Source organism: Streptomyces sp. NBC_00820, assembly GCF_036347055.1.
Lineage (GTDB): Bacteria > Actinomycetota > Actinomycetes > Streptomycetales > Streptomycetaceae > Streptomyces.
In genome coordinates, this window is record NZ_CP108882.1 from 2,556,430 (window position 1) to 2,580,090 (window position 23,661).

Genomic DNA, 23,661 nt, shown 5'->3' on the forward strand with positions numbered 1-23,661 from the left:
GCTTCGTGCCGGTGGGTCGCGTGGTGCCGGTGGTCCGTGTGGGGTGGGTGGTCCGTGTGGGGTGGGTGGGGCGGTGGGCCGCTTCGTGCCGGTGGGCCGTGTGGTGCCGGAGGGTCGCTTCGTGCCGGTGGGTCGGTGCGGGTCCGTCGGTCAGTTCGCGTAGAACAGTTCCTCCGCGACTCCGCGCGCCCTCCGGGCCGTACGGCGGTAGGCGTCCAGCATGTCCCCGGCGTGCCCGGAGCCGTAGCCGAGGTAGCGGCCGACGGCGGCCAGTTCGCGGGGCTCGGTGGGGAAGGTGTCCCCCGCCCGGCCGCGGACCAGCATGACCGCGTTGCGCACCCGGCTCGCGAGCACCCATGCCTCGTCCAGCACGGCCGCGTCCTCGGCGGACATCAGCCCGGCGTCACGGGCTGCGGCGAGAGCCTCGCGGGTACGGGTGGTGCGCAGCGCGGGCACCCGCCAGCCGTGCCGCAGCTGCATCAGCTGCACGGTCCACTCGACGTCCGACAGGCCGCCGGGGCCGAGCTTGGTGTGCAGTTTGGGGTCGGCGCCCCGCGGCAGGCGCTCGGACTCCATGCGCGCCTTCAGCCGCCGGATCTCGCGGACCGCGTCGTCGTCGAGGCCGTGCTCCGGATAGCGCAGCGGGTCGATCAGCTCGGTGAAGCGCCGGCCGAGCTCCTCGTCACCGGCGACGTGCTCCGCCCGCAGCAGCGCCTGCGACTCCCAGACCAGCGACCAGCGGCGGTAGTACGCCTCGTACGACTTCAGCGTGCGCACCAGCGGGCCGGACTTGCCCTCGGGGCGCAGACCGGCGTCGATGAGCAGCGGCGGGTCGGCGCTCGGCAGCTGGAGCAGCCGGCGCATCTCCGCGACCACCTTGTTCGCCGCCGCCGCGGCCTCCTGCTCGTCCACGCCCTCTCGCGGCTCGTGCACGAACAGCACGTCGGCGTCGGAGCCGTAGCCCAGTTCGTGTCCGCCGAAGCGGCCCATCCCTATGATCGCGAACCGGGTCGGCAGGGTGTCGCCCCAGCCCTCACGGACCACCGCGCGCAGCGTGCCGGCGAGGGTGGCGGCGGTCAGGTCCGAGACGGACCCGCCCACCCGGTCGATCAGGGCGCCCGGGTCCGCCCCGGGGTCGCCGGCCTCGATGCCGTAGGAGCCGACGATGTCCGCGGCGGCCGTACGGAACAGCTCGCGGCGGCGCACCCCTCGGGCCGCGGTGACGCCCTGCGTGGCGTTCTCGGCACGCCCCACCGCGGCGAGGATCTCCTGCTCCAGCTGGGCGCGGCCGCGCAGTTCGAGGCCGCCGCCGTCGCCGTCACCGAGCAGCGCCACCGCCTCCGGGGCCCGCATGAGCAGGTCGGGCGCGAGACGGCCCGCCGACAGGACGCGGGCGAGGTTCTCCGCGGCGGCGCCCTCGTCCCTGAGCAGCCGGAGGTACCAAGGGGTCTTGCCGAGCGCGTCGGAGACCTTGCGGAAGTTGAGCAGACCCGCGTCGGGGTCGGCGGAGTCCGCGAACCAGCCGAGCATCACGGGCAGCAGGGTGCGCTGGATCGCCGCCTTGCGGGTCACCCCGGACGCCAGCGCCTCCAGGTGCCGCAGAGCGGACGCCGGGTCGGCGTAGCCGAGGGCGATCAGGCGTTCGCGCGCCGCCTCGGGGCGCAACCGCGCCTCTCCCGGGGCGAGTTGGGCGACCGCGTCGAGCAACGGGCGGTAGAAGAGCTTCTCGTGCAGGCGGCGTACGACACCGGTGTGCCGTCTCCACTCGCGCTGAAGACCGGTCACCGGATCGGTGCGCAGGCCCAACGAACGGCCCAGGCGCCGCAGATCCTCCTCGGCCTTGGGAACCAGGTGGGTGCGGCGCAGCCGGTGGAGCTGGATGCGGTGCTCCATGGCGCGCAGGAAGCGGTAGGCCTCGTCGAGACCGGCGGCGTCCTCGCGGCCGACGTAGCCTCCGGCGGCGAGGGCCTTCAGGGCGTCGAGGGTGGTGCCGCTACGAAGGGTGGCGTCGGTGCGCCCGTGCACCAACTGCAGTAGCTGCACCGCGAATTCGACATCCCTGAGACCACCCGGGCCGAGCTTGAGTTCGCGGTCGATCTCGGACGCCGGGATGTTCTCCACGACCCTGCGGCGCATCTTCTGCACGTCGGCGACGAAGTTCTCGCGCTCGGCGGCCCCCCAGACCATGGGCTGGAGCGCGTCGACGTACTCCTGCCCCAGTTCGGCGTCCCCGGCGACCGGGCGGGCCTTGAGCAGGGCCTGGAACTCCCAGGTCTTGGCCCAGCGCTGGTAGTAGGCGACGTGGCTGCTGAGGGTGCGCACGAGGGGGCCGTTGCGGCCCTCGGGGCGGAGGTTGGCGTCGACCGGCCAGATGGAGCCCTCGACGGTGGTCTCCGAGCAGATCCGCATCATGTTCGAGGCGAGCCTCGTGGCGGCGCCGAGCGCCTTGGCCTCCTCGGTGCCCTCGGTGGCCTCCGCCACGAAGATGACGTCCACGTCGGAGACGTAGTTCAGCTCGTGTCCGCCGCTCTTGCCCATCGCGATCACCGCGAGGCGGCAGGCCGCCGCGTCGGCGGGGGCCTCCGCGCTCGCCATGGCCAGGGCCGCACGGAGCGTGGCGGTCGCGAGGTCGGCCAGTTCGGCGGCGGTCTGCGCGAGGTCCGTGGTGCCGCACACGTCCCGGGCGGCGATGGACAGCAGACAGCGGCGGTAGGCCACGCGCAGGGCCACGGGGTCGGTCGCCCCGGTCAGGCCGCGCTCGAACTCCTCCACGCCCGGGTGCAGGTCCCGCGGCTCGTAGGTGACCAGCTCCTGCCAGTCGTGGGGGTGCCGGGCGAGGTGCTCACCGAGGGCGGCGGAGGCGCCGAGGACCCCCAGCAGGCGGTCGCGCAGCGGCTTGGCGGCGATGAGGGTGTCGAGCAGTTCGCGGCGGTCCGTGGGGGCGGGCTGGTCCTCCAGCAGCCGTACCAGCCCGTGCAGGGCCAGGTCGGGGTCGGCTGTGGCGCCCAGGGCCTCCAGCAGGACCGGGTCGTCGCGCACGGGCGCCAGCTCGGCGCTGTCCAGCAGGCGCTCGGCGGCGGAGGGGTCGGTGAAGCCGTGCCGAAGCAGTCGGGTGAAGGTGCTGCTCCTGCGCCCCGGCGTCATCCGCGGCCTCCCTATCGCTTCGGGCTTGGATCAGGGTCGGTCTGGCCAGAGCGTAGCCGGAGTGGGGCGGGGTGGCTTCGGGGCGGGGCGCTCTGCGGGTACGGCTGCCTCGTGGGTACCGCTGCCTCGTGGGTACCGCTGCCTCGTGGGTACCGCTGCCTCGTGGGTACCGCTGCCTCGTGGGTACGGCTGCCTCGTGGGTACCGCTGCCTCGTGGGTACCGCTGCCTCGTGGGTACGGGGCTTCGTGGGTACGGGGCTTCGTCCTGCCTGCGGCGGCCCGTTGCGGTTCGGGGTGGCTTGCGTCGCGCCTGCGTCGCGTGGTGGGTCGGGGCCGCGCCGGGGGGTGTCCGTCCTCGGTCCGGCGCCCTGTCTCTTTCCTGGGTGGAACGAGTTCTCGCCGGCCGCTGCGGGCGGACACCCCCCGACACGTCCCCTGGCCGCCGTACGCGGGTGCGGCTTCGCGTCGCCTCCTGTCCGGCGGGAACCGTACGCTCTCCTCGTCGAGGAGACGCATGCCGAGGAGGCTCAGGTGACCGAGGACCGACCGCCCTATCCGCCGTTCACCGCTCAGACCGCCGCCCAGAAGGTCCAGGCGGCCGAGGACGCGTGGAACACCCGCGATCCCGAGCGGGTGGCGCTCGCGTACACGCCCGACTCCGTCTGGCGCAATCGGGACCGGTTCCTGACCGGGCGGGACGAGATCGTCGCGTTTCTGACCGCCAAGTGGGAGCGCGAGCTGGACTACGCGCTGCGCAAGAGCCTGTGGTGCTCCGACGGCAACCGGATCGCGGTGCGCTTCCAGTACGAGTGCCACGACCCGGACGGCCAGTGGTGGCGCAGCTACGGCAACGAGCTGTGGGAGTTCGACGAGCGCGGCCTGATGCGGCGCCGCGAGGCCAGCATCAACGATGTCCCGATCAGCGAGGCCGAGCGCCGCTTCTTCGGCCCGCGCCCGGCCCATGAGCGCGGGATCGACATCACCCTCCAGTGACCGACCGCCCTCCGCGGCGGGCCGGATGCGGAGTTCGCGCCCCACAGGCACCTTGGAGGTGCTTGACGACATAGGCGCACAGGTGCGAGGTGAGGAGGCGGCATGCCGGAGCCCGCAGGAGAGCTGGACCCGCGTTACAGCAGCGAGGGCGTCTCGGCGCACGCCTGGGCCGAGGCGGAGGCGGTGCTGGAGGAGGCGGAGCTGTTCTGGGTGTCCACGGTCCGGCCGGACCGGCGTCCGCACGTCACTCCGGTGCTGGCGGTGTGGCACGAGGGGGCGCTGCACTTCGGCACCGGCCCCGGCGAGCGCAAGGCCCACAACCTCGCCGAGAACCCGCATGTGGTGCTGACGACGGGCGTCAACAGCTGGACCGAGGGCTACGACGTGGTCGTGGAGGGCGATGCCGTGCGGGTGACCGATGAGGGGCGGTTGCGTGTGCTTGCTGCGGCCTGGGAGGCGAAGTACGGGCCCCGCTGGCACTACGAGGTGCGCGACGGCTGCTTCCAGCACGAACCCGGCCCCGCCTACGTCTACGCGGTGGCGCCGCACACCGTCTTCGGCTTCGGCAAGGGCGAGCCGTTCAGCCAGACCCGCTGGCGGTTCGGGTGTCCGTCGCGCGGCGGGCCCGGCGGCGGGCCGGGGAGGGCATTCACGGTCTGCTGCAGACACCCGAACACGCGCGGGCCCTCTTCGAGGTGTGGCAGTCGGCCTACTCGGAGGAGGAGGAGGTCGAACGGATGGTGGCCGCCCGCATGGCCCGCACGTCCGTCTTCGAGCGGTCGCCCGCCCCTTCGCTCGGATTCGTCCAGGAGGAAGTGACGCTCCGGCGGCCCGTCGGGGGCACGATGGTGTGGCGCAGACAGCTCGAACATCTGCTGGAGATGGGGCGGTTGCGTAACGTCACGCTTCAGGTGATGCCGACGGACGCCGACGCCCACCCCGGGCTGAACGGGGAGATCGAGGTCCTGAAGTTCGCCGACGGCACGGCGGTCGGCCGCTCGGACGGCGCGTACAACGGTCGCCCGACCACGGACCCCAGACAACTGCGCGTCCTCGAACTGCGGTATGGCACGATCCGGGCGCGGGCTCTCACGCCCCGGGAGTCGCTGGCCTTCATCGAGCGCATGCTGGGAGAGTCATGATCCGTAAATTCCCCGCGGACACACCTGAGTCGGACTGGTTCAAGAGCAGTCACAGCGACGGGCCCGACGGCAACTCCTGCGTCGAGATCGCCCTCACCCCCGCCTCCGTCCACGTACGGGATTCCAAGGCCCCCCAGGGCCCCCGCCTCACCGTCGACGCACGCGCATGGGCGGCCTTCCTGACACTCGCGGGCCGGGACTGACCCGGAAGCCGCACGGCCGCCTCAACCCCGGCCTGCCTTCCACTCGCGGGCGAGCGCCGCGTAGACGTACTCGCTGCCCCAGCGCTCGCCGTCGAGGTCGTTCTCGACGAGGTGGGCCTCTCGCGCTCGCGCACAAGCACGGAACCGGTGTTGAGCACGTCGAGGCGGGCGAAGAGCCGGTGGATGCCCAGCTCGGCGAAGGCCGGCGAGGCGGCCGCACGTGCCGCGTCCCTCCACGGAACGCGGGGCCGGACGGGCCACAGTGGAGCCATGAGCGAGGACAGCAGAACCCACGACCACCTGACCCTCACCCGCGCGGTGCCCCGGCTCCCCGCCGTGGACCTGGACCGGGCCCGCCGTTTCTACTCCGAGAGCCTCGGCCTCGACCCCGTGGACCGGCGCCCCGGCGGACTCCTCTACCGCATCGGTGACACGGAGTTCGTGGTGTTCCAGTCGACGGGTTCGTCCCCCGGCACGTTCACGCAGATGGCCCTGGAGGTGGAGGACCTCGATGCCGCCGTGTCCGAACTGCGGCGGCGCGGAGTGGTCTTCGAGGAGGTGGACTCCCCCGGTTTCCGCACCGAGAACGGCGTCGCCGAGATCGAGGGCAACTACCCGAGCAAGGGCGCCCGGGGCGAACGCGCGGCCTGGTTCCGAGACAGCGAGGGCAACCTGCTCGGCATGGGCCAGCCGGTGCGCTGAGCCGCCCGTGTCACCCGTGGGCGTTCCGCTCGGTCCATTCCCGTCATCCGGCGTGGCCGCGCCCTCTACCTTCGGATACGTCGCGATAGGACGCGTACGGCGGAGGGCGCGCATGTCGGTGGACGGTGAGGCGGTACCGCTCAGGAGCACTGCGGAACGGGCGGGTTGATCGAGGTGCTGAAGTTCCCCGACGGCACCGCGGTGGGGCGTTCCGAGGGGGGCGTTCGCCGGACGGCCGGTGACCGACCCCAAGCAGCTGAGGATCCTTGAGCTGCGCTATGGCACGATCCGCGCCCAGGCCCTCACGCCCCGAGAGTCGCGGGCCTTCATCGAGCAGATGCTGGGAGAGTCATGATCCGCATCCCCTCCACCCGGGACGCCTCCGCACTGGTGTGGTTCAAGAGCAGTTACAGCAGCAGCGGCGACGGAAACGACTGCGTCGAGATCGCCATAACCCCCGCCACCGTCCACGTACGGGATTTCAAATTCCCGCGAGGCCCCCGCCTCGCCCTCACCCCCTCCGCGTGGGCGGGGTTCGTCGCCCTCTCGGGCGAGGGCTGATCAGCGATCAACCCAGCCGATCAGGTGCGCGATGTGCAGGACTGTACGCACGACGGCCAGGACGAAGTGCAGTCCGAACCGCTCGGCCGCGAAGGCGCAGAGCACCGCCGCGAACGCCGCCTGCGTCGCGTGCCAGGGTGAGCAGAAAAAGCGCGGTATCAGCCGTTCCCGCAGCGGGTTGTCGCATCTCAGGCACGTACGGTTCTCAGCTTCGGTGGCGCTCTGCGCCTCGATCTCCCCACCCATGCACGCGACCTTAGTCCGTCCCGTGGATCACCCGCCGACAAGGCGATCCGGGGCCGGCGGTCCGTGACCGTCGGCCCCCTTCGCCATGCAGGTGGAAAGCCCGCCCCGACCCGCCCCTACAGCACCGGAAGATTCTTCCGCAGCTCGAACGCCGTGACCTCGGACCGGTACTCGTTCCATTCCGCGCGCTTGTTGCGGAGGAAGAAGTCGAAGACGTGCTCGCCGAGGGTCTCGGCGACGAGGTCGCTGCGTTCCATGAGGGTGAGGGCCTCGCCGAGGTTCTGCGGGAGGGGTTCGATGCCCATCGCGCGGCGTTCGGCGTCGGAGAGGGCCCAGACGTCGTCCTCGGCGCCCGGCGGGAGCTCGTAGCCCTCCTCGATGCCCTTGAGGCCGGCGGCGAGGAGGACGGCGTAGGAGAGGTAGGGGTTCGCGCCCGAGTCGAGGGAGCGGACCTCCACGCGGGCGGAGCCGGTCTTGCCGGGCTTGTACATGGGGACGCGGACGAGGGCGCTGCGGTTGTTGTGGCCCCAGCAGATGTAGGAGGGGGCCTCGCCGCCGGCGCCGGCGGTGCGCTCGGAGCCGCCCCAGATGCGCTTGTAGGAGTTCACCCACTGGTTGGTGACCGCGGAGATCTCCGCCGCGTGCCTGAGCAGGCCGGCGATGAAGGAGCGGCCGACCTTGGAGAGCTGGAACTCGGCGCCGGACTCGTAGAACGCGTTGCGGTCGCCCTCGAAGAGGGAGAGGTGGGTGTGCATGCCGGAGCCGGGGTGCTCGGAGAACGGCTTCGGCATGAACGTCGCGTGCACGCCCTGCTCCAGCGCGACCTGCTTCATGACCAGGCGGAACGTCATGATGTTGTCGGCCGTGGAGAGCGCGTCGGCATAGCGCAGGTCGATCTCCTGCTGGCCCGGGGCGCCCTCGTGGTGGGAGAACTCCACCGAGATGCCCATCGACTCCAGCATGGTGATCGCCTGGCGGCGGAAGTCCATGCCGATGCTGGTGGGCGTGTGGTCGAAGTAGCCGGAGTTGTCGGCCGGGATCGGGCGGGAGCCGTCCAGCGGGCGGTCCTTCAGCAGGAAGAACTCGATCTCCGGGTGGGTGTAGAAGGTGAAACCCAGGTCGGAGGTGCGGGCCAGGGCGCGCTTGAGGACGTAGCGGGGGTCGGCGAAGGACGGCGAGCCGTCGGGCATGAGGATGTCGCAGAACATGCGGGCGGTGCCGGGGGTCTCCGCGCGCCAGGGCAGCATCTGGAAGGTGGACGGGTCCGGCTTGGCGATCATGTCGGACTCGTAGACCCGGGCGAAGCCCTCGATGGCGGAGCCGTCGAAGCCGATGCCCTCGTCGAAGGCCTGCTCCAGTTCGGCGGGGGCCACGGCGACGGACTTGAGGAAGCCCAGCACGTCCGTGAACCACAGCCGTACGAACCGGATGTCGCGCTCCTCCAATGTCCGGAGCACGAACTCCTGCTGCTTGTCCATCTTCCGCTTCCCCATCCTTGCTGGTCAGGCCGCCTGTTCCCCAATGCCGCGGAAGGCGGTCGGGCACCTGAGCATCCCACCACAACACCGTTTCGTGCGCGTTGCGGACCATGATCGGCCGGGCATCCCCGGCCTGAACGCCTTCCGTACGGCAGGTGTACCGCCCTCCCGCCCATCTTGCCTGCTCCGGCCGGTATCCGTAATGGACGGCCCCTTCGGCGTCGTGGACAGCCCCTTCGCCGTCGCGGACAGCCCCTCGCCGTCGTCGACGGCCCCTTCGCCGTCGCGGACAGCCCGCTTCGTCCGGGAGCGAGACCGCGGCCTTTAATTTGCATCTCAGATGCATATTTTCGTACGGTGCCCCTCAGCCAAGCCGTGAGGAGTCCCCGATGCTCACCGAGCAGTCCGCAGCCACCGTCCGTGCCACCCTCCCCGCCGTCGGTGCCGCCATCGGAGAGATCACCGAGCGCTTCTACGCCCGGCTCTTCGCCGCCCACCCCGAACTGCTGCGCGATCTGTTCAACCGCGGCAACCAGGCCTCCGGCGTCCAGAAGCAGGCTCTCGCCGGTTCCATCGCCGCCTTCGCCACGCATCTGCTGGAGCACCCGGAGCGGCGGCCCGACGCCATGCTGGGCCGCATCGCCCACAAGCACGCCTCTCTCGGCATCGCGCCGGAGCAGTACGGCGTCGTCCACGAGCACCTCTTCGCCGCCATCGCCGAGGTCCTCGGCGAGGCCGTCACGCCCGAGGTCGCGGCCGCCTGGGACGAGGTCTACTGGCTGATGGCGAACGCGCTCATCGCCATCGAGAAGCGCCTGTACGAGGAGAGCGGCGAAGGCGCCCCGCGGCGGTGGGAGGTCGTCGAGCGGATCACCGAGACCGCGGACGTCGTGACCTTCCGGCTGCGGCCGGTGGACGGCGGCCCGGTCCGCGCCTTCCGCGCCGGCCAGTACGTCTCCGTGTACGTCCCGCTGCCGGACGGCGCCCGCCAGATACGGCAGTACAGCCTCTCCGGCGCACCGGGCGACGAGCTCCGCCAGTTCAGCGTCAAGCGTGTGCACGGCGGCACGGCACCCGACGGCGAGGTCTCGAACCACCTGCACGCACAGGTGCGCGAGGGCAATGTCCTCGAGATGTCCGAGCCGTACGGCGACCTGGTCCTCGACGGCGCCGACGACAGGCCCCTCCTTCTCGCCTCCGCCGGCATCGGCGTGACCCCGATGGTGGCAATGCTCGCCTCACTGGCCGCCGAGGGCCACCGCGCGCCGGTCACGGTCGTGCACGGCGACCGCTCCCCCGCCGTCCACGCCCTGCGCGCCGACCACGAGGCGTGCACGGCGCAGCTCCCGGACGCGTCCGCGCACTTCTTCTACGAGCGCGACGCCGAGTCCGCCGCCCGCACCGGCCGGGTCGACCTGTCCGGCATCGACGTGGCGCCGGGCACGCGCGCGTACCTGTGCGGCCCGCTGCCCTTCATGCGCGCGGTCCGCGCCCAGCTGCTCGACAAGGGCGTGGCCCCGGCCGACGTGCACTACGAGGTGTTCGGGCCGGACCTCTGGCGGGGACAGGACTGAGCCGGGCGGGGTCCGGGACGGAACCGGGAAGTCCCGGAGCGGGTCAGGTGCTCTCCCCCGGCCCCCTGGAGATGCCCAGCAGCAGCGGTCCCGTCGGGTCCGCGACCACGTCCTGGACGGTCACCGGGTCGAGCGTCGCGAAGAAGGCCTCCTGGGCCCGGCGCAGGGCGCCGCGCAGGCGGCATCCCGTGTTGAGCGGGCACGGGGTGGCGCCCTCGCAGTCGACCACGTCACCCTCGCCCTCGAAGGTGCGCACCACGGTGCCCACCGACGCCGTGCGCCCCCGCTCCGTGAGCGCGAGGCCTCCGCCCCGGCCGCGGCGGGCGTCGACCAGGCCCAGGTGCTGGAGTTCGGCGACGACCTTGGCGGCGTGGGTGTAGGGCACGTCCATGTCCGCCGCGACCTGCCGGGTCGTGGGGTTCGTACCGGCGGCGACGGCGAGGCGCATGAGGACGCGCAGGGCCAGGTCGGTGGAGCGCAGGAGCCGCATACCGCGAGGGTAGGTAATACGCATCCGGGGTTCAAATTATCCGGGTGACCGGCTCGCCCTACGGAAGAACCGCCTTCCCCACTACGATCAGCGGGCCCCGTCGTTCACGCTTCGCCCCCCTTCCCCGGCTCCCCAGAAGGACACACGCCATGGGTTCCGCCAACAACAACAGCAGCGCGGCGCGCAAGGCGCGCATCGAGGAGATGCGGCGCACCGATCGTGCCCGCGAGCGCCGCAACCGGGTGCTCGCCATCGCCGCGAGCGTGGTGGTCGTGGCCGGTCTCGTCGTCGGCGGTGTGGTGCTCGTGCACGCGCAGTCCGACTCGTCCGCGCAGGACGCGTCGGCCAAGAAGGACTCGGCGGCGAGCGGCGAGGCCAAGAACGCAGGGTCCTCCGGCGACTCCGGGCACTTCACCACGGGCAAGGACGGGGTGCGGGCCTGGTCCGGCAAGCTGTCGCGGACGCACGTCACGACCAAGGTGTCGTACCCGATGCACCCGCCGGTCGGCGGCAACCACAACCCGGTGTGGCTCGACTGCAACGGCGACGTCTACACCGGGCCGGTGCGGGACGAGAACGCGGTGCACGCGCTGGAGCACGGCGCGGTCTGGGTGACGTACACGGACAAGGCGAAGAAGGCCGACGTCGACGCGCTCTCCGCCAGGGTGAAGCAGACGCCGTACTCGCTGATGAGCCCGTACGAGAACCAGGACGCCCCGCTGGTCCTGTCGGCCTGGGGCCACCAGGTGACGGTGAAGAGCGCGAGCGACCCGGAGGTGGGCAGGTTCTTCGCCGCCTACGTGCAGGGGAAGCAGACGCCGGAGCCGGGCGCCTCGTGCACCGGCGGGGTCATGAAGTGAGGCGGCGGCACATCGGCTGGGCGGCGGGAGCCGCGGCGGCGGTGCTCGTCGCGGCGGGCACGATCACCTACGCGGTCGCCGAGGACACCGGCGCACCGGCCGCGGGGGCGCCGGCCGTGAGGACGCCCGCCGCGGAGTCCGCGGACGCCGGGTTCGCGCGGGACATGGCCGTCCATCACCAGCAGGCCGTGGAGATGTCGTACATCGTGCGGGACCGCACGAAGAACGAGGAGGTGCGGCGGCTCGCCTACGACATCGCGCAGACGCAGGCCAACCAGCGCGGCATGCTGCTGGGCTGGCTCGACCTGTGGGAGCTGCCGAAGGTGTCGGAGAAGGGGCCGATGGCGTGGATGGGCATGGGGGACATGCCGCCCGGCCAGGACGGTGCGCTGATGCCGGGCATGGCCACCGACACCGATCTGCGCAAGCTCCAGTCCCTGAGCGGGAAGCGGGCGGAGATCCTGTACCTGCGGCTCATGACGGAGCACCACAAGGGCGGCATCCACATGGCGGAGGGCTGTGTCGCCCGGTGCACCGTCGGCGTGGAGAAGCGGCTCGCGCAGGGCATGGTCGACGCGCAGGCGTCGGAGATCGAGCTGATGGCCGGAATGCTCAAGGAGCGCGGCGCGCAAGCCAGTTCGTAACACCGCCGTATGGATCAAATGCTCAAATCGCCCTGAACGGCGGTTCCTTGAGGTTCTCTTGACCTTCACGTTCCCCTGACATGAACGGTTCATCGTAAGAGTGGCCCCCATCGTGTGATCTCGTACCGGCCGAAACCGCCGCGGGCCGGCGCGGACATCCGCGACGTAGCGACCACTACATGCATGCGAACCGCATCGCAGGGGGTTTTATGAGATCCAATCGCGCCAAGACGCGCGCCGGTGTGAGCATGGCGGCGACGCTGCCCATGATCGCCGGCGCGCTGGCGCTCGGCATACCCGCGGCCCACGCCGCGGGCACCCCGGCCCGTGACGCACTGACGGGCACCAGGCCCGCGTGGGCCACGGCCAAGGCGGACAAGGGTGCCACCGCCGACAACGCCCAGGTCAAGGCCCGGGTCTACCTGGCCGGCCGGGACGCGGCCGGACTCACCGCCTACGCCAGGGCCGTGTCCGACCCCAGCTCGCCGCTGTACGGCAAGTACCTGAACGCCAAGCAGGCCCAGGCCCGCTTCGGGGCCACCAAGGCGCAGGTGGCCGCGGTGAAGTCCTGGCTGACGTCGGCCGGACTGAAGGTCACCCAGGTCACCGAGCACTACGTCGCCGTCTCCGGTGACGTGGCGGCGGCCGAGAAGGCCTTCGGCACCCAACTGCACAACTTCGCCAAGGGCGCGAAGACCTACCGCGCGCCCTCGAAGACCGCGTCCGCGCCGGCCGGTCTCCAGGGCGCCGTCCTGACCGTCACCGGTCTGGACAACGCGCCGCACAAGTCGGACCACGACGAGCAGCTCCCGGGTCCGGGCGCCGTGTTCAAGAACTCCGGGCCGTTCTCCTCGTACTACGGCTCGAAGACCGCGAGCACGCTGCCGGACGCGTACGGCGGGAAGATCCCGTACGCGATCAAGGGCTACACCGGCAAGCAGCTGCGCGCCGCCTACGGCGCCGGCTCCTACACCGGCAAGCACGTCCGCATCGCCATCACGGACGCCTTCGCCTCGCCGACCATCGCCTTCGACGCGGGCAGGTACGCGAAGAAGAACGGTGACGCGGCCTGGAAGACCGGCCAGCTGCACCAGGTGCTGCCGGCCGACTACACGCACACCTCGGCCGACGAGTGCGACGCGTCCGGCTGGTACGGCGAGGAGACCCTCGACGTCGAGGCCGTGCACGCGGTGGCGCCGAACGCCGACGTCACGTACGTGGGCGCCGCCTCCTGCTTCGACGACGACCTGCTGGACTCGCTCAGCAAGATCGTCGACAACCACCTCGCCGACATCGTCTCCAACTCCTGGGGCGACATCGAGGCCAACCAGACGCCGGACCTCGCGGCCGCCTACGACCAGGTGTTCCAGTTCGGCGCGGTGCAGGGCATCGGCTTCTACTTCTCCTCCGGTGACAACGGCGACGAGGTGGCCAACACCACCACGCCGGACCAGCCGGGTGTGAAGCAGGTCGACACCCCGGCCAACTCGGCGTGGGTGACCGCGGTCGGCGGCACCTCGCTGGCCGTCGGCAAGGGCGACAAGTACCAGTGGGAGACCGGCTGGGGCACCGAGAAGGCGACCCTGTCGGCCGACGGCAAGAGCTGGACGAACTTCCCCGGCGCCTTCACCTCGGGCGCGGGCGGCGGTACCAGCCGCACCGTGCGCGAGCCCGCGTACCAGAAGGGTGTCGTGCCGAAGGCGCTGGCCACGGCCAACAACGCCGCCGGCAACCGCGTCGTCCCGGACATCTCGGCCATCGCGGACCCGAACACCGGCTTCCTGGTCGGCCAGACCCAGACCTTCCCTGACGGCACCGAGCAGTACAGCGAGTACCGCATCGGCGGCACCTCGCTGGCCGCCCCGGTGATCGCCGCGGTCCAGGCCCTGGCCCAGGAGGCGCGCGGCGGCAAGGCGATCGGCTTCGCCAACCCGTCGATCTACGCCAAGTACGGCAAGAAGGGCGTCTTCCACGACGTCACGGACCGCCCGACCGGTTCCGACCTGGCGGTGGCCCGTATCGACTTCGCCAACGGCGTCGACGCCGCCGACGGCACGCTGACCTCGGTCCGCAGCCTCGGCAAGGACAGCTCGCTGTCCGCGGTGAAGGGCTACGACGACGTCACCGGCGTGGGCACGCCCGCGAACGGCTACGTGCAGTCGTACAAGCGCCGCTGACGATCCCGCGCCGCTAAAAACACCCGCCCCCCTCGGTGAGGGGGCGGGTGTTTTTTGCTTTCGACGGAACAGTCAATTCCGCGCGAGGTGGACGTCGATGTCGACCAGGTGCTGTGGTCGCGTTCCGGCACGCCTGCGGCGCCGACCACCATCCCTGATCTTGCGTGGGTATCCCCGGCTTCAGCCGGGGAGGGAAACGCATCCTGGGGCCGGAGCCGCGCAGCGGCGGAGTCCGCTGCGCGGCTCCGGGGTGAGGGTCAGACGGGGCGTTTCTGGCCCTCGATGTACTGACGGATCACGGTGAGCGGTGCGCCGCCGCATGAGCCTGCGAAGTAGGAGCGGGACCAGAAGACCGAGCCCATGCCGATCCGGTTGATCCGGCCGGTGTACTCGGCCCGCAGGTAGCGGGAGCTGACGCCCTTGAGTGAGTTGATCAGCTTGGACAGGGCAACCTTCGGCGGATAGTGCACCAGCAGGTGTACGTGATCGGCCTCGCCGTTGAACTCCCGAAGCTCCACCTCGAACTTGCCGCACACCTCCCGCATGATCTCCTCGCAACGCTTCAGCATCCCGTCATCGAAGACGCCACGCCGGTACTTCGTGACGAACACCAAATGAGCGTGCAGGTCGTATGCGACGTGTCGACCGGTACGGATATCGGGGTTTGGATCCCAGCGTGGTGACATACTCCAAGCGTATTAGGATCGTGGAAGCTGACCAGGAAGGGGGTGGGCCGGATGATCCGTGCGTACAAGTTCCTCATCAGGCCCACCGTGGGCCAGCAAGGCACGCTCGCCGAGATGCTGCGCGATCACTGCTCGCTCTACAACGGAGCCTTGCAGGAACGCCGCGACGCCTACCGGCACACCTCGAAGACCACCGTCCGGTACGGGCAGCAGTCCGCCCAGCTCAAGGACATCCGCGCCTTCGACCCCGAGCGTCAGGGCCGCTGGTCCTTCTCATCCCAGCAGGCCACCTTGCGCCGCCTGGACAAGGCGTTCGCCGCGTTCTTCCGGCGTGTCAAGGCCGGTGAAAAGCCCGGCTATCCCCGCTTCCGCTCGAACAAGCGGTTCGACACCGTGGAATTCCCCAAGGACGGCGACGGCTGCCGCTGGGACAGCACACCGCACGACCCCGTCACCCGCGTACGCCTGCAAGGCGTCGGACACGTCAAGGTCCACCAGCACCGCCCCGTCGCCGGCAAGGTCAAAACGATCGCCGTCAAGCGCGAAGGGCGCCGCTGGTACGTCATCCTCACCGCCGACCAGGCCGCACCCGAACCGCTCCCCACGACCGGCAGCGTGGTCGGCATCGACCTCGGGATAGCCAACTTCCTCGCCGATTCCAACGGCGAGTTCGTACCCAACCCCCGCCACGGCCGCAAAGCCGCCGCGAAACTCGAAGCCGCACAGCAGGCCCTCGCCCGGTGCAAGCGCGGTTCCAAGCGCCGCCACAAGGCCGTGGAGACTGTTGCCCGGATGCATCGAAAGGTCCGGCGTCAGCGCCTGGACCACGCGCATAAGACCGCGCTCGGCCTCGTCCGCGAACACGACGTCATCGCGCACGAAGACCTCAAGATCCGCAACATGAGCAAGACCCCCACGCCCAAGCCGGACCCCGAACAACCGGGCAACTTCCTATCCAACGGGGCCGCCGCGAAGGCCGGACTCAACCGAAGCATCGCCGATGCCGGATGGGGGGTGTTCCTCGCGATCCTGGCCGCCAAGGCGGAAGGTGCCGGACGGGAAGTGATCGCCGTGGACCCCCGCAACACCTCCCGGCGGTGCCCCGCATGCGGGCACACCGCCAAGGAGAACCGGCCCACCCAGGAAAAGTTCCACTGCGTCTCGTGCGGCCACAACGCGCACGCGGACACGGTGGGCGCCCTGAACGTTCTACGGGCCGGGCTGGCCCGTCGCGACGCCAACCCGGCATAGCGAGAAGCCCCCTCATTCATGAGGGGGAGGAGTCACGAAATGGGACCTCGACGGCTGGATGTTCCACGGCACCGACAAGACCCCCATTCGCCTCAACGGTGAGCCGAGCATGAATGTGGGTGAGACGTACGTCGTTCCGATCACTCACCTGAGCCAGACCGATGTGGTGAGCGCGGCCGGCTGGGCGCCCCTCAGCACCGATGCCATCCTCCCGTACAGCGACGGAACGATCGGCCAGGGGGCGACCGTCGTGGGGTACACGGGCCCGGAGTCCGACACCTCCGGTGAGACCACGGCGAAGGACGACGCCTGGGGCGGGTCCGCGACCGACCTTGTCTCGACCATGTCGGCCGCCTCACCGGACCCCCTCGCGGCGGGTTACATGGCTCTTCCGCCGGACCAGCGCTTCCGGCACGTGATGTCGTCGAACGCTACGACGGGCTAGTCCGTCCAAGAGTGGGATCGGTTGGGCCGGGCGGACGGATCCCCCGGCCCGGCCGTCTCCCTCGGATGCGATGAGGAGTGATACGACATGACGCGACTCCCGCGTACAGCGGCGTTGGCCGCGACCGCGATCGGCCTGACGGCGCTGATCACAGGTTGTTCGTCCAGCACCTCGGCGAGCGGTGGCGACGGCGGCGGCGAAGCCGACTGCGCCTGGACGCTGTCCTATGGATCCCGCACCTACCAACGGCCGTGGCCCGCCACGATCAGCGTCCGCGATTCGGTGCACCATCAGGGCAAGGCATTGGGCGTGGGCACGCTGAAAGGGTGCTCCGACGGGGGTACCGACAACGAGGAGAGCGCCTCGGTCTACCGGATCAAGGGAGTCCCTCCCGAGCAGGCGATCATCAGTGAGGACGACGTCATCGGGCTGACCGACCCTCACCACATCCCCGAAGCGGTGCGGATCCTGCTGAACATGCCGTCCAGCCCCTCGGCCTGACACCGGCCGGCACCCGCGCGACGCGACCCGGCTCGCGCGGGTGCCGCCTGTGCGCCGCCCCGCCACATCCGCACGCCCCCACCGTCGCCCTGCCGATGTGGCGGGGCGGCGGGGCGGCGGGGCGGCGGGGCGGCGGGGCGGCGGAGGGTCCACTGCCGTGACGCGCACCACGCCGCACCCCCATCGCGTCGCTCTGACGATTACACTGGCCGGGTGCCTCAACTTCGTCTCGCCCTGAATCAGATCGACTCACGGGTCGGCGATCTCGCCGCGAACGCGGAGTCGGTCGTCCGCTGGACCCGGCACTCCGCCGAGCGGGGAGCGCACCTGGTGGCGTTCCCCGAGATGGTGCTGACCGGGTATCCCGTCGAGGACCTGGCCCTGCGCTCCTCCTTCGTCGACGCCTCCCGTGCCGCCCTGCGCGCGCTCGCCGCCCGGCTGGCCGGCGAGGGTCTGGGCGAGCTGCCGGTGGTCGTCGGCTTCCTCGACCGTTCGCAGGCCGCGCAGCCGAGGTACGGCCAGCCGGCCGGCGCCCCGCGCAACGCCGCGGCGGTGCTGTACCGCGGCGAGGTGGTCCTCACCTTCGCCAAGCACCACCTGCCGAACTACGGCGTCTTCGACGAGTTCCGCTACTTCGTGCCCGGCGACACGCTCCCGGTGGTCCGGGTGCACGGCGTCGACGTGGCCCTCGCCATCTGCGAGGACCTCTGGCAGGACGGCGGGCGCGTGCCGGCCGCCCGCTCGGCGCACGCGGGTCTGCTCCTGTCGATCAACGCCTCCCCCTACGAGCGCGACAAGGACGACACCCGCCTGGAGCTGGTCCGCAAGCGGGCCCAGGAGGCGGGCTGCACCACCGCCTACCTCGCCATGACGGGCGGTCAGGACGAGCTGGTCTTCGACGGCGACTCGATCGTGGTCGGCGCGGACGGCGAGGTGATCGCCCGCGCCCCGCAGTTCACCGAGACCTGCGTGCTGCTGGACCTGGAGCTGCCGGCCGCGGACGCGCGGGCGCCGCAGGGTGTCGTGGACGACGGCCTGCGCATCGACCGGGTCGTCCTCACCGAGGACCCGCTGCCGGCGTACGAGCCGGAGTTCAGGGGCGAGCGCGCCCCGCACCTGGACGACGACGCGGAGGTCTACGCGGCGCTGGTCGCGGGGCTGCGGGCGTACGTCGTCAAGAACGGCTTCAGGTCCGTGCTGATCGGCCTGTCCGGCGGTATCGACTCGGCGCTGGTGGCCGCCATCGCGTGCGACGCGGTGGGCGCGGAGAACGTGTACGGCGTCTCGATGCCGTCGAAGTACTCCTCCGAGCACTCCAGGGGGGACGCCGCGGAACTGGCCCGGCGCACCGGCCTGAACTTCCGCACGGTCTCCATCGAGCCGATGTTCGACGCGTACATGGACGCGCTGGGCCTGACGGGCCTGGCGGAGGAGAACCTCCAGTCACGGCTCAGGGGAACGCTGTTGATGGCGCTGTCGAACCAGGAGGGCCACATCGTCCTGGCTCCCGGCAACAAGTCCGAGCTGGCGGTGGGGTATTCGACGCTCTACGGCGACTCGGTGGGCGCGTACGGTCCCATCAAGGACGTGTACAAGACGTCCGTCTTCCAGCTGGCCAGGTGGCGCAACCGGGCCGCGGAGCAGCGGGGCGAGACCCCGCCGATCCCCGAGAACTCGATCGGCAAGCCGCCGAGCGCCGAGCTGCGCCCGGACCAGGTCGACACGGACTCCCTGCCGGACTATCCGGTGCTGGACGCGATCCTCGACCTGTACGTCGACCGGGACCAGGGCGCCGACGCGATCGTGGCGGCCGGCTTCGACCGGGACCTGGTGACGAAGACGCTGCGCATGGTGGACACCGCCGAGTACAAGCGGCGGCAGTACCCGCCGGGCACGAAGATCTCCGCGAAGGGGTTCGGCAAGGACCGGCGCCTGCCGATCACGAACGGCTGGCGCGAGACGGCGTAGCCGTCAGAGCGTCTGCTCGAGCCGCTGTTTCATCGGTGCCAGTCCGGATGCCTCGTAGAAGGACCGGGCCGTCGCGTTGAAGCACCAGACGTTGACGATCAGCCGTCGGCAGCCGGCCGCACGGCCGGACTCGCGCACCGCGTCGAGGAGGGCGGTGCCCACTCCTGCGCGCGAGGCGGCGGGGTCCACGGCTAGGGGGTGTCTGACGCGGATCACGTACTCCATGGTGCCCGGTGGATCCGATGCCGTCGAGGATCTTGCGGTCGTCGCGGGGAGACGGCACATTGCAGGAACTTACCGACTGGTACATCACTGAGAGGTTCCTTCTCGTGGCAGGCGCCGGCGCACCGCACCACCCGTCCCCCTCCGATTCCTCCGCGCGCCGCTCCTGGTGGGGCTGGGGCACGGAGGACAAGGCACTGCCGGATGCCGAGTGCGCCGCGCTCGGCCGGCTGGTGCCGGGTGCGGCGGACACCCCGCTGCCCGTGCCCGCCGTCTCCGCCCTCGAACTGCCGAAGGTGCGCGTCGAGCCGCCTGCCGCGCTCGCCCCCCTGATGTCGGCCGAGCCCCGGGACCGGGCCTCGCACACCTACGGCAAGGCGTACCGCGACGTGATCCGTGCCCTGCGCGGGGACTTCGCCGCCGCACCGGACCTGGTCGCCCGCCCCGGCACCGAGCGGGAGGTGGCCGACGTCCTCGACTGGGCGGCGGGGGCCGGCGTGGCCGTCGTACCGTACGGCGCGGGCAGTTCGGTGGTCGGCGGGGTCGAGTACCGCGCGGGGTCGCACCGCGCGGTGGTGTCCCTGGACCTCTCACGCCTGGACCGGGTGCTGGAGATCGACCGGGTCAGCCGGGCGGCGCGGATCCAGGCGGGCGCCCTCGGCCCCGGCCTGGAGGACCAGTTGCGGCCGCACGGGCTCACGCTCCGGCACTTCCCGCAGAGTTTCGAGTTCTCCACCCTGGGCGGCTGGCTCGCCACCCGGGCCGGCGGCCACTACGCCACCCTGTACACCCACATCGACGACCTCGTGGAGTCGCTGCGCGTGGTGACGCCCGTCGGTGTCAGCGAGTCGCTGCGGCTGCCCGGTTCCGGCGCGGGTCCCTCCCCCGACCGGCTGTTCCTGGGCTCCGAGGGCACGCTCGGTGTGATCACGGAGGCCTGGATGCGGCTCCAGGAACGCCCGCGCCACAAGGCCTCGGCCACCGTGCTCTTCGCCGATGTCCACGCCGCCATGGAAGCCGTACGCGCCATCTCCCAGGCGGGTCTGCACCCGGCCAACTGCCGTCTCCTCGACCCCGGGGAAGCCGCCCTGGCGGGAGTCGCCCGTGACGGCGCGAGCGCTCTCGTCCTCGGTGTGGAGTCGGCCCGCTTCCCCGTCGAGGGCCGCCTGGACGAGCTCCTCACCCTCGTCCGCGACCATGGCGGATCGCCCGTACCGTCCGAGCCCGGCGCCCCGGACGCCGCCGCGGACACCTGGCGGTCGGCCTTCCTGCGGATGCCCTACCTCCGCGACGCGCTCGCCCGCATGAGCGTGCTGACCGAGACGTTCGAGACGGCCTGCACCTGGGACCGGGCGCCCGGGCTGTACGAGTCGGTACGCGAACGACTGGGCGACGCCGTCCGGAAGGTGACGGGCTCCCCGGCAACCGTCAACTGCCGCTTCACGCACGTCTACCCGGACGGCCCGGCCCCGTACTTCACCGTCGTCGCGCCCGGGCGGCGCGGCCAGGAGATCGCCATGTGGGACGAGATCAAGTCCGCGGCCATGGAGATCCTGTACGACCACGGCGCGACCGTCACCCACCATCACGCGGTCGGCCGCGACCACCGCCCCGGCTACGACCGCCAGCGCCCCGAGCCCTTCGCCCAGGCCCTGCGTGCCGTCAAGCACACCCTCGACCCCGCGGGCATCCTCAACCCGGGCGTCCTCGTCGACCCGACCGCCCTCGTCGACCCGGCCGCCGGCAAGGCCTGACGGCGCGAGTCCGGGCCCCGGCGGGACGGGCGGCCGGAGGCTGCCGGGATTCGGGGGGAGGCTGCCGGGTTCGGCCGGAGGCTGCCCGGGTTCGGCCGGAGGCTGCCCGGGTTCAGGTGGAGGGTGCCCGGAGTCAGTGGTGCAGGGCGCTCGGGGTCAGTGGTGCAGTGCGCTCGGCTGGTCGGGGACGTGGGAGGCGACGATCCGGCCCACGGAGGCGGTCTCGCGGCGCCGGTCCACGGCGTAGGCCACCCCGGCCACACCCACGCCCAGCACCGCCAGCGCGCCGCCGGCCACCGCCGGGGACGTGGCACCGAAGCCCGCGGCCAGTGCCAGGCCGCCGATCCAGGCGCCGCCGGCGTTCGCCAGGTTGAAGGCCGCCTGGTTGGCGGACGAGGCGAGGGAGGGTGCCGTGGCGGCCTTGTCCATGACCATCAGCTGGAGCGGCGAGCCGGTGACGAAGGCCGCCGTGCCGAGCAGGACGACCCCCACCACCGCGCCCCACTCGGACCCCATCAGCAGGGGGAAGAGCAGCAGGACGACGGCGAGCGAGACCAGGCCGCCGAACAGCGTGCCCCGCATCGAGTGGTCGGCGAGGCGCCCGCCCAGCAGGTTGCCCGCGGTCGCGCCCACGCCGAACAGGGCGAGCAGCAGCGTGACGCTGGACTCGGCGTACCCGGCGGAGTCGGTCAGCATCGGGGTGATGTAGCTGTACGCGGCGAACAGCGCGCCGAAGCCCGCCACCGTCGTACCGAGGGCGAGCCAGACCGGCAGCGAGCGCAGGGCGGCCAGTTCGCCGCGCAGGCCGGTCGCGGGGGCGTGGGTGTGCTCGCGCGGGATGAGCGCCGCGAGCGCGGCGATCGCGGCCACGCCGATCACGCTCACGCCGAGGAAGGTCGCCCGCCAGCCGAGGTGCTGACCCATCAGCGTGGCGACGGGGACGCCCGCGATGTTGGCGACGGTCAGCCCGAGGAACATCCGGGACACCGACCGGGCCTTGCGCTCCGGGGCGACCATGTTCATGGCGACGACCGCGCCGACGCCGAAGAAGGCGCCGTGCGGCAGCCCGCTGAGGAAGCGGGCGGCGAGCAGGGAGTCGTAGCCGGGCGCGAGCGCGGAGAGCGCGTTGCCCGCCACGAACACGGCCATCAGCCCGATCAGGACCGTGCGGCGGGACATCCGGGCGGTGAGGGCGGCCAGCAGCGGGGCGCCGATGACGACGCCCAGCGCGTACGCCGAGACCAGGTGCCCGGCGGTGGGTATGGAGATGTGCAGATCGTCCGCGACCTCGGGCAGCAGGCCCATCATCACGAACTCGGTCGTACCGATACCGAAAGCGCCGACGGCCAGGGCGAGCAGGGCCAGAGGCATGAAGAGCCTGTGCCTTTCACGGGAGAGCGGGGGTCCGGACAGTTTATGTTCGGCTTCGAAACAAAGGCTCTCAGGCGTGGTATTCCAACGGGTTACGAGGACGTGTCGACGTTCACACGGGCGGCCACCGGCAGGTGGTCGCTGCCGGTGCGCGGCAGGGTCCAGGAGCTCTCCGGGGCGACGCCCCTGACCATGATCTGGTCGATCCGCGCCATCGGGAACGACGCCGGCCAGCTGAACCCGAAGCCGCTGCCCGCCGCGCCCTGCGTGGAGCGCAGCTGCGAGGTGACGGCGTTGAGCGAGCGGTCGTTCATGGTGCCGTTCAGGTCGCCGAGCAGCACCACCCGGCGCAGCGGCTCGTCGGCGATCGCCTCGCCGAGCGCGTCGGCGCTCTTGTCGCGCTGCCAGGCGGTGAAACCGGCCTTCACCTTCACCCGCACCGAGGGCATGTGGGCGACGTAGACCGCGAGCGGGCCCTTCGGGGTCGCCACGGTCGCGCGCATCGCGCGTTCCCAGCCGAGCTTGATGTCCACGGCCCGCGCGCCGGTCATCGGGTACTTGCTCCACAGGCCGACGGTGCCGACGACCGCGTGGTACCGGTACGTCCCCCCGAGGGCCCGCTCGTACACCGGGACGGCCGACGGCGCCAGTTCCTCCAGGGCCAGCACGTCGGCGCCGGAGGCGGCGACGTCGCGGGCGGTCACGGCCGGCGCGGGGTTGTCGGCGTTGACGTTGTGGGTGGCGACCATGAGGTCGCCGCCGCCGCCCGACTTGTCGGTGAGCAGGCCGCCGAACAGGTTCAGCCACACGATCGCCGGCAGGAGCACCGCGATCAGCGCGGGCGCCGACTTGCGGAGCACCCCGAGGATCAGCAGGACCGGGATGGCCACGCCCAGCCAGGGCAGGAAGGTCTCCGTGAGGCTGCCGAGGTTGCCCACCCGGTTGGGGATGCGCGAGTGCAGCAGCATCACCGCCGCGAGCAGCAGTCCGAGGACGGCGAGGAAGAGCCCCCGGCGCCAGACCCGTGGATCGCCCCGCCAGCCGGTCAGCAGGCGGCGGGTCAGGCGTCGAAGCCGGGATCCCGGTCGCTCGGGTCCCGAGCCGCCGCTGCCCGTCTCCGTCATGTACGCCTGCTGCGCCATACCGTCTGCCTCACTGCCTGCCGTGCACTTCGTCGTCTCCCCCGTGTTCTTCCGACCCTAGGGGATGACCGACGCCGTTCTCGCCGTCCCATGACGGCCGTACGGAA

Annotated in this window: 21 protein-coding genes and 4 pseudogenes; 16 read left to right on the forward strand and 9 right to left on the reverse strand. The window is 71.4% G+C overall.

Features of this window, described 5'->3' with window-relative positions:
* Nucleotides 1-150: 150 nt before the first annotated feature.
* Nucleotides 151-3,144 carry a bifunctional [glutamine synthetase] adenylyltransferase/[glutamine synthetase]-adenylyl-L-tyrosine phosphorylase gene (locus OIB37_RS11665; RefSeq protein WP_330457507.1) on the reverse strand — a complete coding sequence of 998 codons (2,994 nt, stop codon included), beginning with the start codon at nt 3,142-3,144 and terminating at the stop codon, nt 151-153.
* Nucleotides 3,145-3,675: 531 nt separating this feature from the next.
* Between OIB37_RS11665 and OIB37_RS11670 the strand changes: the two genes are divergently transcribed.
* From OIB37_RS11670 to OIB37_RS11685, 4 genes and pseudogenes are all read left to right on the forward strand, one after another.
* Nucleotides 3,676-4,137, forward strand: coding sequence for a nuclear transport factor 2 family protein (locus OIB37_RS11670; protein WP_330457508.1), 462 nt, complete (start codon nt 3,676-3,678; stop codon nt 4,135-4,137).
* 102 nt (nt 4,138-4,239) lie between these two features.
* A pseudogene (locus OIB37_RS11675) lies at nt 4,240-4,740 on the forward strand (pyridoxamine 5'-phosphate oxidase family protein); the annotation flags it as partial.
* Between the two features lie 35 nt (nt 4,741-4,775).
* A pseudogene (locus OIB37_RS11680) lies at nt 4,776-5,279 on the forward strand (DUF5753 domain-containing protein); the annotation flags it as partial.
* Entirely contained in the window at nt 5,276-5,482 is a 207-nt protein-coding gene (locus tag OIB37_RS11685) for a DUF397 domain-containing protein (RefSeq protein WP_330457509.1), read from the forward strand. The pseudogene OIB37_RS11680 and the gene OIB37_RS11685, both read left to right, overlap by 4 nt.
* Nucleotides 5,483-5,503: 21 nt before the next feature.
* On the opposite strand, the pseudogene OIB37_RS11690 reads toward OIB37_RS11685, so the two are convergent.
* Nucleotides 5,504-5,712: pseudogene (locus tag OIB37_RS11690) on the reverse strand (GNAT family N-acetyltransferase); the annotation flags it as partial.
* Between the two features lie 40 nt (nt 5,713-5,752).
* Between OIB37_RS11690 and OIB37_RS11695 the strand changes: the two are divergent.
* The 3 genes and pseudogenes from OIB37_RS11695 to OIB37_RS11705 all read left to right on the forward strand — a co-directional run bounded on the left by OIB37_RS11695 (nt 5,753) and on the right by OIB37_RS11705 (nt 6,745).
* Nucleotides 5,753-6,184 carry a VOC family protein gene (locus tag OIB37_RS11695; protein WP_330457510.1) on the forward strand — a complete coding sequence of 144 codons (432 nt, stop codon included), beginning with the start codon at nt 5,753-5,755 and terminating at the stop codon, nt 6,182-6,184.
* A 141-nt stretch (nt 6,185-6,325) separates the two neighbouring features.
* A pseudogene (locus OIB37_RS11700) lies at nt 6,326-6,539 on the forward strand (Scr1 family TA system antitoxin-like transcriptional regulator); the annotation flags it as partial.
* Complete coding sequence (locus OIB37_RS11705; protein WP_330457511.1) at nt 6,536-6,745, forward strand: DUF397 domain-containing protein; 210 nt, start codon at nt 6,536-6,538, stop codon at nt 6,743-6,745. The pseudogene OIB37_RS11700 and the gene OIB37_RS11705, both read left to right, overlap by 4 nt.
* Here the strand turns inward: OIB37_RS11705 and OIB37_RS11710 are convergent, their stop codons facing one another.
* A complete protein-coding gene (locus OIB37_RS11710) occupies nt 6,746-6,991 on the reverse strand; it encodes a hypothetical protein (RefSeq protein ID WP_330457512.1) in 246 nt (81 codons plus the stop codon).
* A 116-nt stretch (nt 6,992-7,107) separates the two neighbouring features.
* Nucleotides 7,108-8,469, reverse strand: a complete 1,362-nt coding sequence (locus OIB37_RS11715; RefSeq protein ID WP_330457513.1) for a glutamine synthetase family protein — start codon at nt 8,467-8,469, stop codon at nt 7,108-7,110.
* A gap of 389 nt (nt 8,470-8,858) precedes the next feature.
* Between OIB37_RS11715 and OIB37_RS11720 the strand changes: the two genes are divergently transcribed.
* On the forward strand, nt 8,859-10,043 hold the full coding sequence (locus OIB37_RS11720; protein WP_330457514.1) for a globin domain-containing protein: 1,185 nt from the start codon (nt 8,859-8,861) through the stop codon (nt 10,041-10,043).
* Between the two features lie 43 nt (nt 10,044-10,086).
* Here the strand turns inward: OIB37_RS11720 and OIB37_RS11725 are convergent, their stop codons facing one another.
* The gene (locus OIB37_RS11725; RefSeq protein ID WP_330457515.1) at nt 10,087-10,533 is read right to left on the reverse strand and encodes an RrF2 family transcriptional regulator; all 447 of its coding nucleotides are present in this window, start codon (nt 10,531-10,533) and stop codon (nt 10,087-10,089) included.
* Between the two features lie 149 nt (nt 10,534-10,682).
* Between OIB37_RS11725 and OIB37_RS11730 the strand changes: the two genes are divergently transcribed.
* The 3 genes from OIB37_RS11730 to OIB37_RS11740 all read left to right on the forward strand — a co-directional run bounded on the left by OIB37_RS11730 (nt 10,683) and on the right by OIB37_RS11740 (nt 14,214).
* Nucleotides 10,683-11,393: a DUF3105 domain-containing protein gene (locus OIB37_RS11730; protein ID WP_330457516.1), complete on the forward strand. Its 711-nt coding sequence runs from the start codon at nt 10,683-10,685 to the stop codon at nt 11,391-11,393.
* Nucleotides 11,390-12,037 (forward strand): DUF305 domain-containing protein, encoded by a 648-nt coding sequence (locus OIB37_RS11735; RefSeq protein WP_330457517.1) that lies wholly within the window; start codon nt 11,390-11,392, stop codon nt 12,035-12,037. The genes OIB37_RS11730 and OIB37_RS11735 overlap by 4 nt, the downstream gene beginning before the upstream one ends.
* 209 nt (nt 12,038-12,246) lie before the next feature.
* Nucleotides 12,247-14,214, forward strand: coding sequence for a S53 family peptidase (locus tag OIB37_RS11740; protein ID WP_330457518.1), 1,968 nt, complete (start codon nt 12,247-12,249; stop codon nt 14,212-14,214).
* Between the two features lie 257 nt (nt 14,215-14,471).
* On the opposite strand, the gene tnpA is transcribed toward OIB37_RS11740, so the two are convergent.
* Nucleotides 14,472-14,900: an IS200/IS605 family transposase gene (tnpA, locus tag OIB37_RS11745; protein ID WP_168488313.1), complete on the reverse strand. Its 429-nt coding sequence runs from the start codon at nt 14,898-14,900 to the stop codon at nt 14,472-14,474.
* A 51-nt stretch (nt 14,901-14,951) separates the two neighbouring features.
* Here tnpA and OIB37_RS11750 point away from each other — a divergent pair, with 51 nt between their 5' ends.
* From OIB37_RS11750 to OIB37_RS11765, 4 genes are all read left to right on the forward strand, one after another.
* Nucleotides 14,952-16,151: an RNA-guided endonuclease InsQ/TnpB family protein gene (locus OIB37_RS11750; RefSeq protein WP_330457519.1), complete on the forward strand. Its 1,200-nt coding sequence runs from the start codon at nt 14,952-14,954 to the stop codon at nt 16,149-16,151.
* Nucleotides 16,152-16,260: 109 nt separating this feature from the next.
* Nucleotides 16,261-16,596: a hypothetical protein gene (locus tag OIB37_RS11755; protein WP_330457520.1), complete on the forward strand. Its 336-nt coding sequence runs from the start codon at nt 16,261-16,263 to the stop codon at nt 16,594-16,596.
* 87 nt (nt 16,597-16,683) lie between these two features.
* Complete coding sequence (locus tag OIB37_RS11760) at nt 16,684-17,097, forward strand: DUF6281 family protein (protein ID WP_330457521.1); 414 nt, start codon at nt 16,684-16,686, stop codon at nt 17,095-17,097.
* Nucleotides 17,098-17,310: 213 nt separating this feature from the next.
* Complete coding sequence (locus tag OIB37_RS11765; protein ID WP_330457522.1) at nt 17,311-19,065, forward strand: NAD+ synthase; 1,755 nt, start codon at nt 17,311-17,313, stop codon at nt 19,063-19,065.
* A 3-nt stretch (nt 19,066-19,068) separates the two neighbouring features.
* Here OIB37_RS11765 and OIB37_RS11770 read toward each other — a convergent pair whose 3' ends face one another.
* Entirely contained in the window at nt 19,069-19,281 is a 213-nt protein-coding gene (locus OIB37_RS11770) for a GNAT family N-acetyltransferase (RefSeq protein WP_330457523.1), read from the reverse strand.
* Nucleotides 19,282-19,394: 113 nt separating this feature from the next.
* Between OIB37_RS11770 and OIB37_RS11775 the strand changes: the two genes are divergently transcribed.
* The gene (locus tag OIB37_RS11775; RefSeq protein WP_330457524.1) at nt 19,395-21,041 is read left to right on the forward strand and encodes an FAD-binding oxidoreductase; all 1,647 of its coding nucleotides are present in this window, start codon (nt 19,395-19,397) and stop codon (nt 21,039-21,041) included.
* Between the two features lie 156 nt (nt 21,042-21,197).
* Here OIB37_RS11775 and OIB37_RS11780 read toward each other — a convergent pair whose 3' ends face one another.
* Entirely contained in the window at nt 21,198-22,412 is a 1,215-nt protein-coding gene (locus OIB37_RS11780; protein ID WP_330457525.1) for an MFS transporter, read from the reverse strand.
* Between the two features lie 92 nt (nt 22,413-22,504).
* Nucleotides 22,505-23,554: an endonuclease/exonuclease/phosphatase family protein gene (locus OIB37_RS11785; RefSeq protein WP_330457526.1), complete on the reverse strand. Its 1,050-nt coding sequence runs from the start codon at nt 23,552-23,554 to the stop codon at nt 22,505-22,507.
* Nucleotides 23,555-23,661 lie beyond the last annotated feature (107 nt).

Coding starts and splice junctions, on each gene's coding strand:
- OIB37_RS11730 (WP_330457516.1), top strand. CDS start 10,683: ATGGGTTCCGCCAACAACAACAGCAGCGCGGCGCGCAAGGCGCGCATC.
- tnpA (WP_168488313.1), bottom strand. CDS start 14,900: ATGTCACCACGCTGGGATCCAAACCCCGATATCCGTACCGGTCGACAC.
- OIB37_RS11665 (WP_330457507.1), bottom strand. CDS start 3,144: ATGACGCCGGGGCGCAGGAGCAGCACCTTCACCCGACTGCTTCGGCAC.
- OIB37_RS11705 (WP_330457511.1), top strand. CDS start 6,536: ATGATCCGCATCCCCTCCACCCGGGACGCCTCCGCACTGGTGTGGTTC.
- OIB37_RS11715 (WP_330457513.1), bottom strand. CDS start 8,469: ATGGACAAGCAGCAGGAGTTCGTGCTCCGGACATTGGAGGAGCGCGAC.
- OIB37_RS11710 (WP_330457512.1), bottom strand. CDS start 6,991: ATGGGTGGGGAGATCGAGGCGCAGAGCGCCACCGAAGCTGAGAACCGT.
- OIB37_RS11785 (WP_330457526.1), bottom strand. CDS start 23,554: ATGGCGCAGCAGGCGTACATGACGGAGACGGGCAGCGGCGGCTCGGGA.
- OIB37_RS11755 (WP_330457520.1), top strand. CDS start 16,261: ATGAATGTGGGTGAGACGTACGTCGTTCCGATCACTCACCTGAGCCAG.
- OIB37_RS11780 (WP_330457525.1), bottom strand. CDS start 22,412: ATGCCTCTGGCCCTGCTCGCCCTGGCCGTCGGCGCTTTCGGTATCGGT.
- OIB37_RS11740 (WP_330457518.1), top strand. CDS start 12,247: ATGAGATCCAATCGCGCCAAGACGCGCGCCGGTGTGAGCATGGCGGCG.
- OIB37_RS11725 (WP_330457515.1), bottom strand. CDS start 10,533: ATGCGGCTCCTGCGCTCCACCGACCTGGCCCTGCGCGTCCTCATGCGC.
- OIB37_RS11720 (WP_330457514.1), top strand. CDS start 8,859: ATGCTCACCGAGCAGTCCGCAGCCACCGTCCGTGCCACCCTCCCCGCC.
- OIB37_RS11685 (WP_330457509.1), top strand. CDS start 5,276: ATGATCCGTAAATTCCCCGCGGACACACCTGAGTCGGACTGGTTCAAG.
- OIB37_RS11695 (WP_330457510.1), top strand. CDS start 5,753: ATGAGCGAGGACAGCAGAACCCACGACCACCTGACCCTCACCCGCGCG.
- OIB37_RS11750 (WP_330457519.1), top strand. CDS start 14,952: ATGATCCGTGCGTACAAGTTCCTCATCAGGCCCACCGTGGGCCAGCAA.
- OIB37_RS11760 (WP_330457521.1), top strand. CDS start 16,684: ATGACGCGACTCCCGCGTACAGCGGCGTTGGCCGCGACCGCGATCGGC.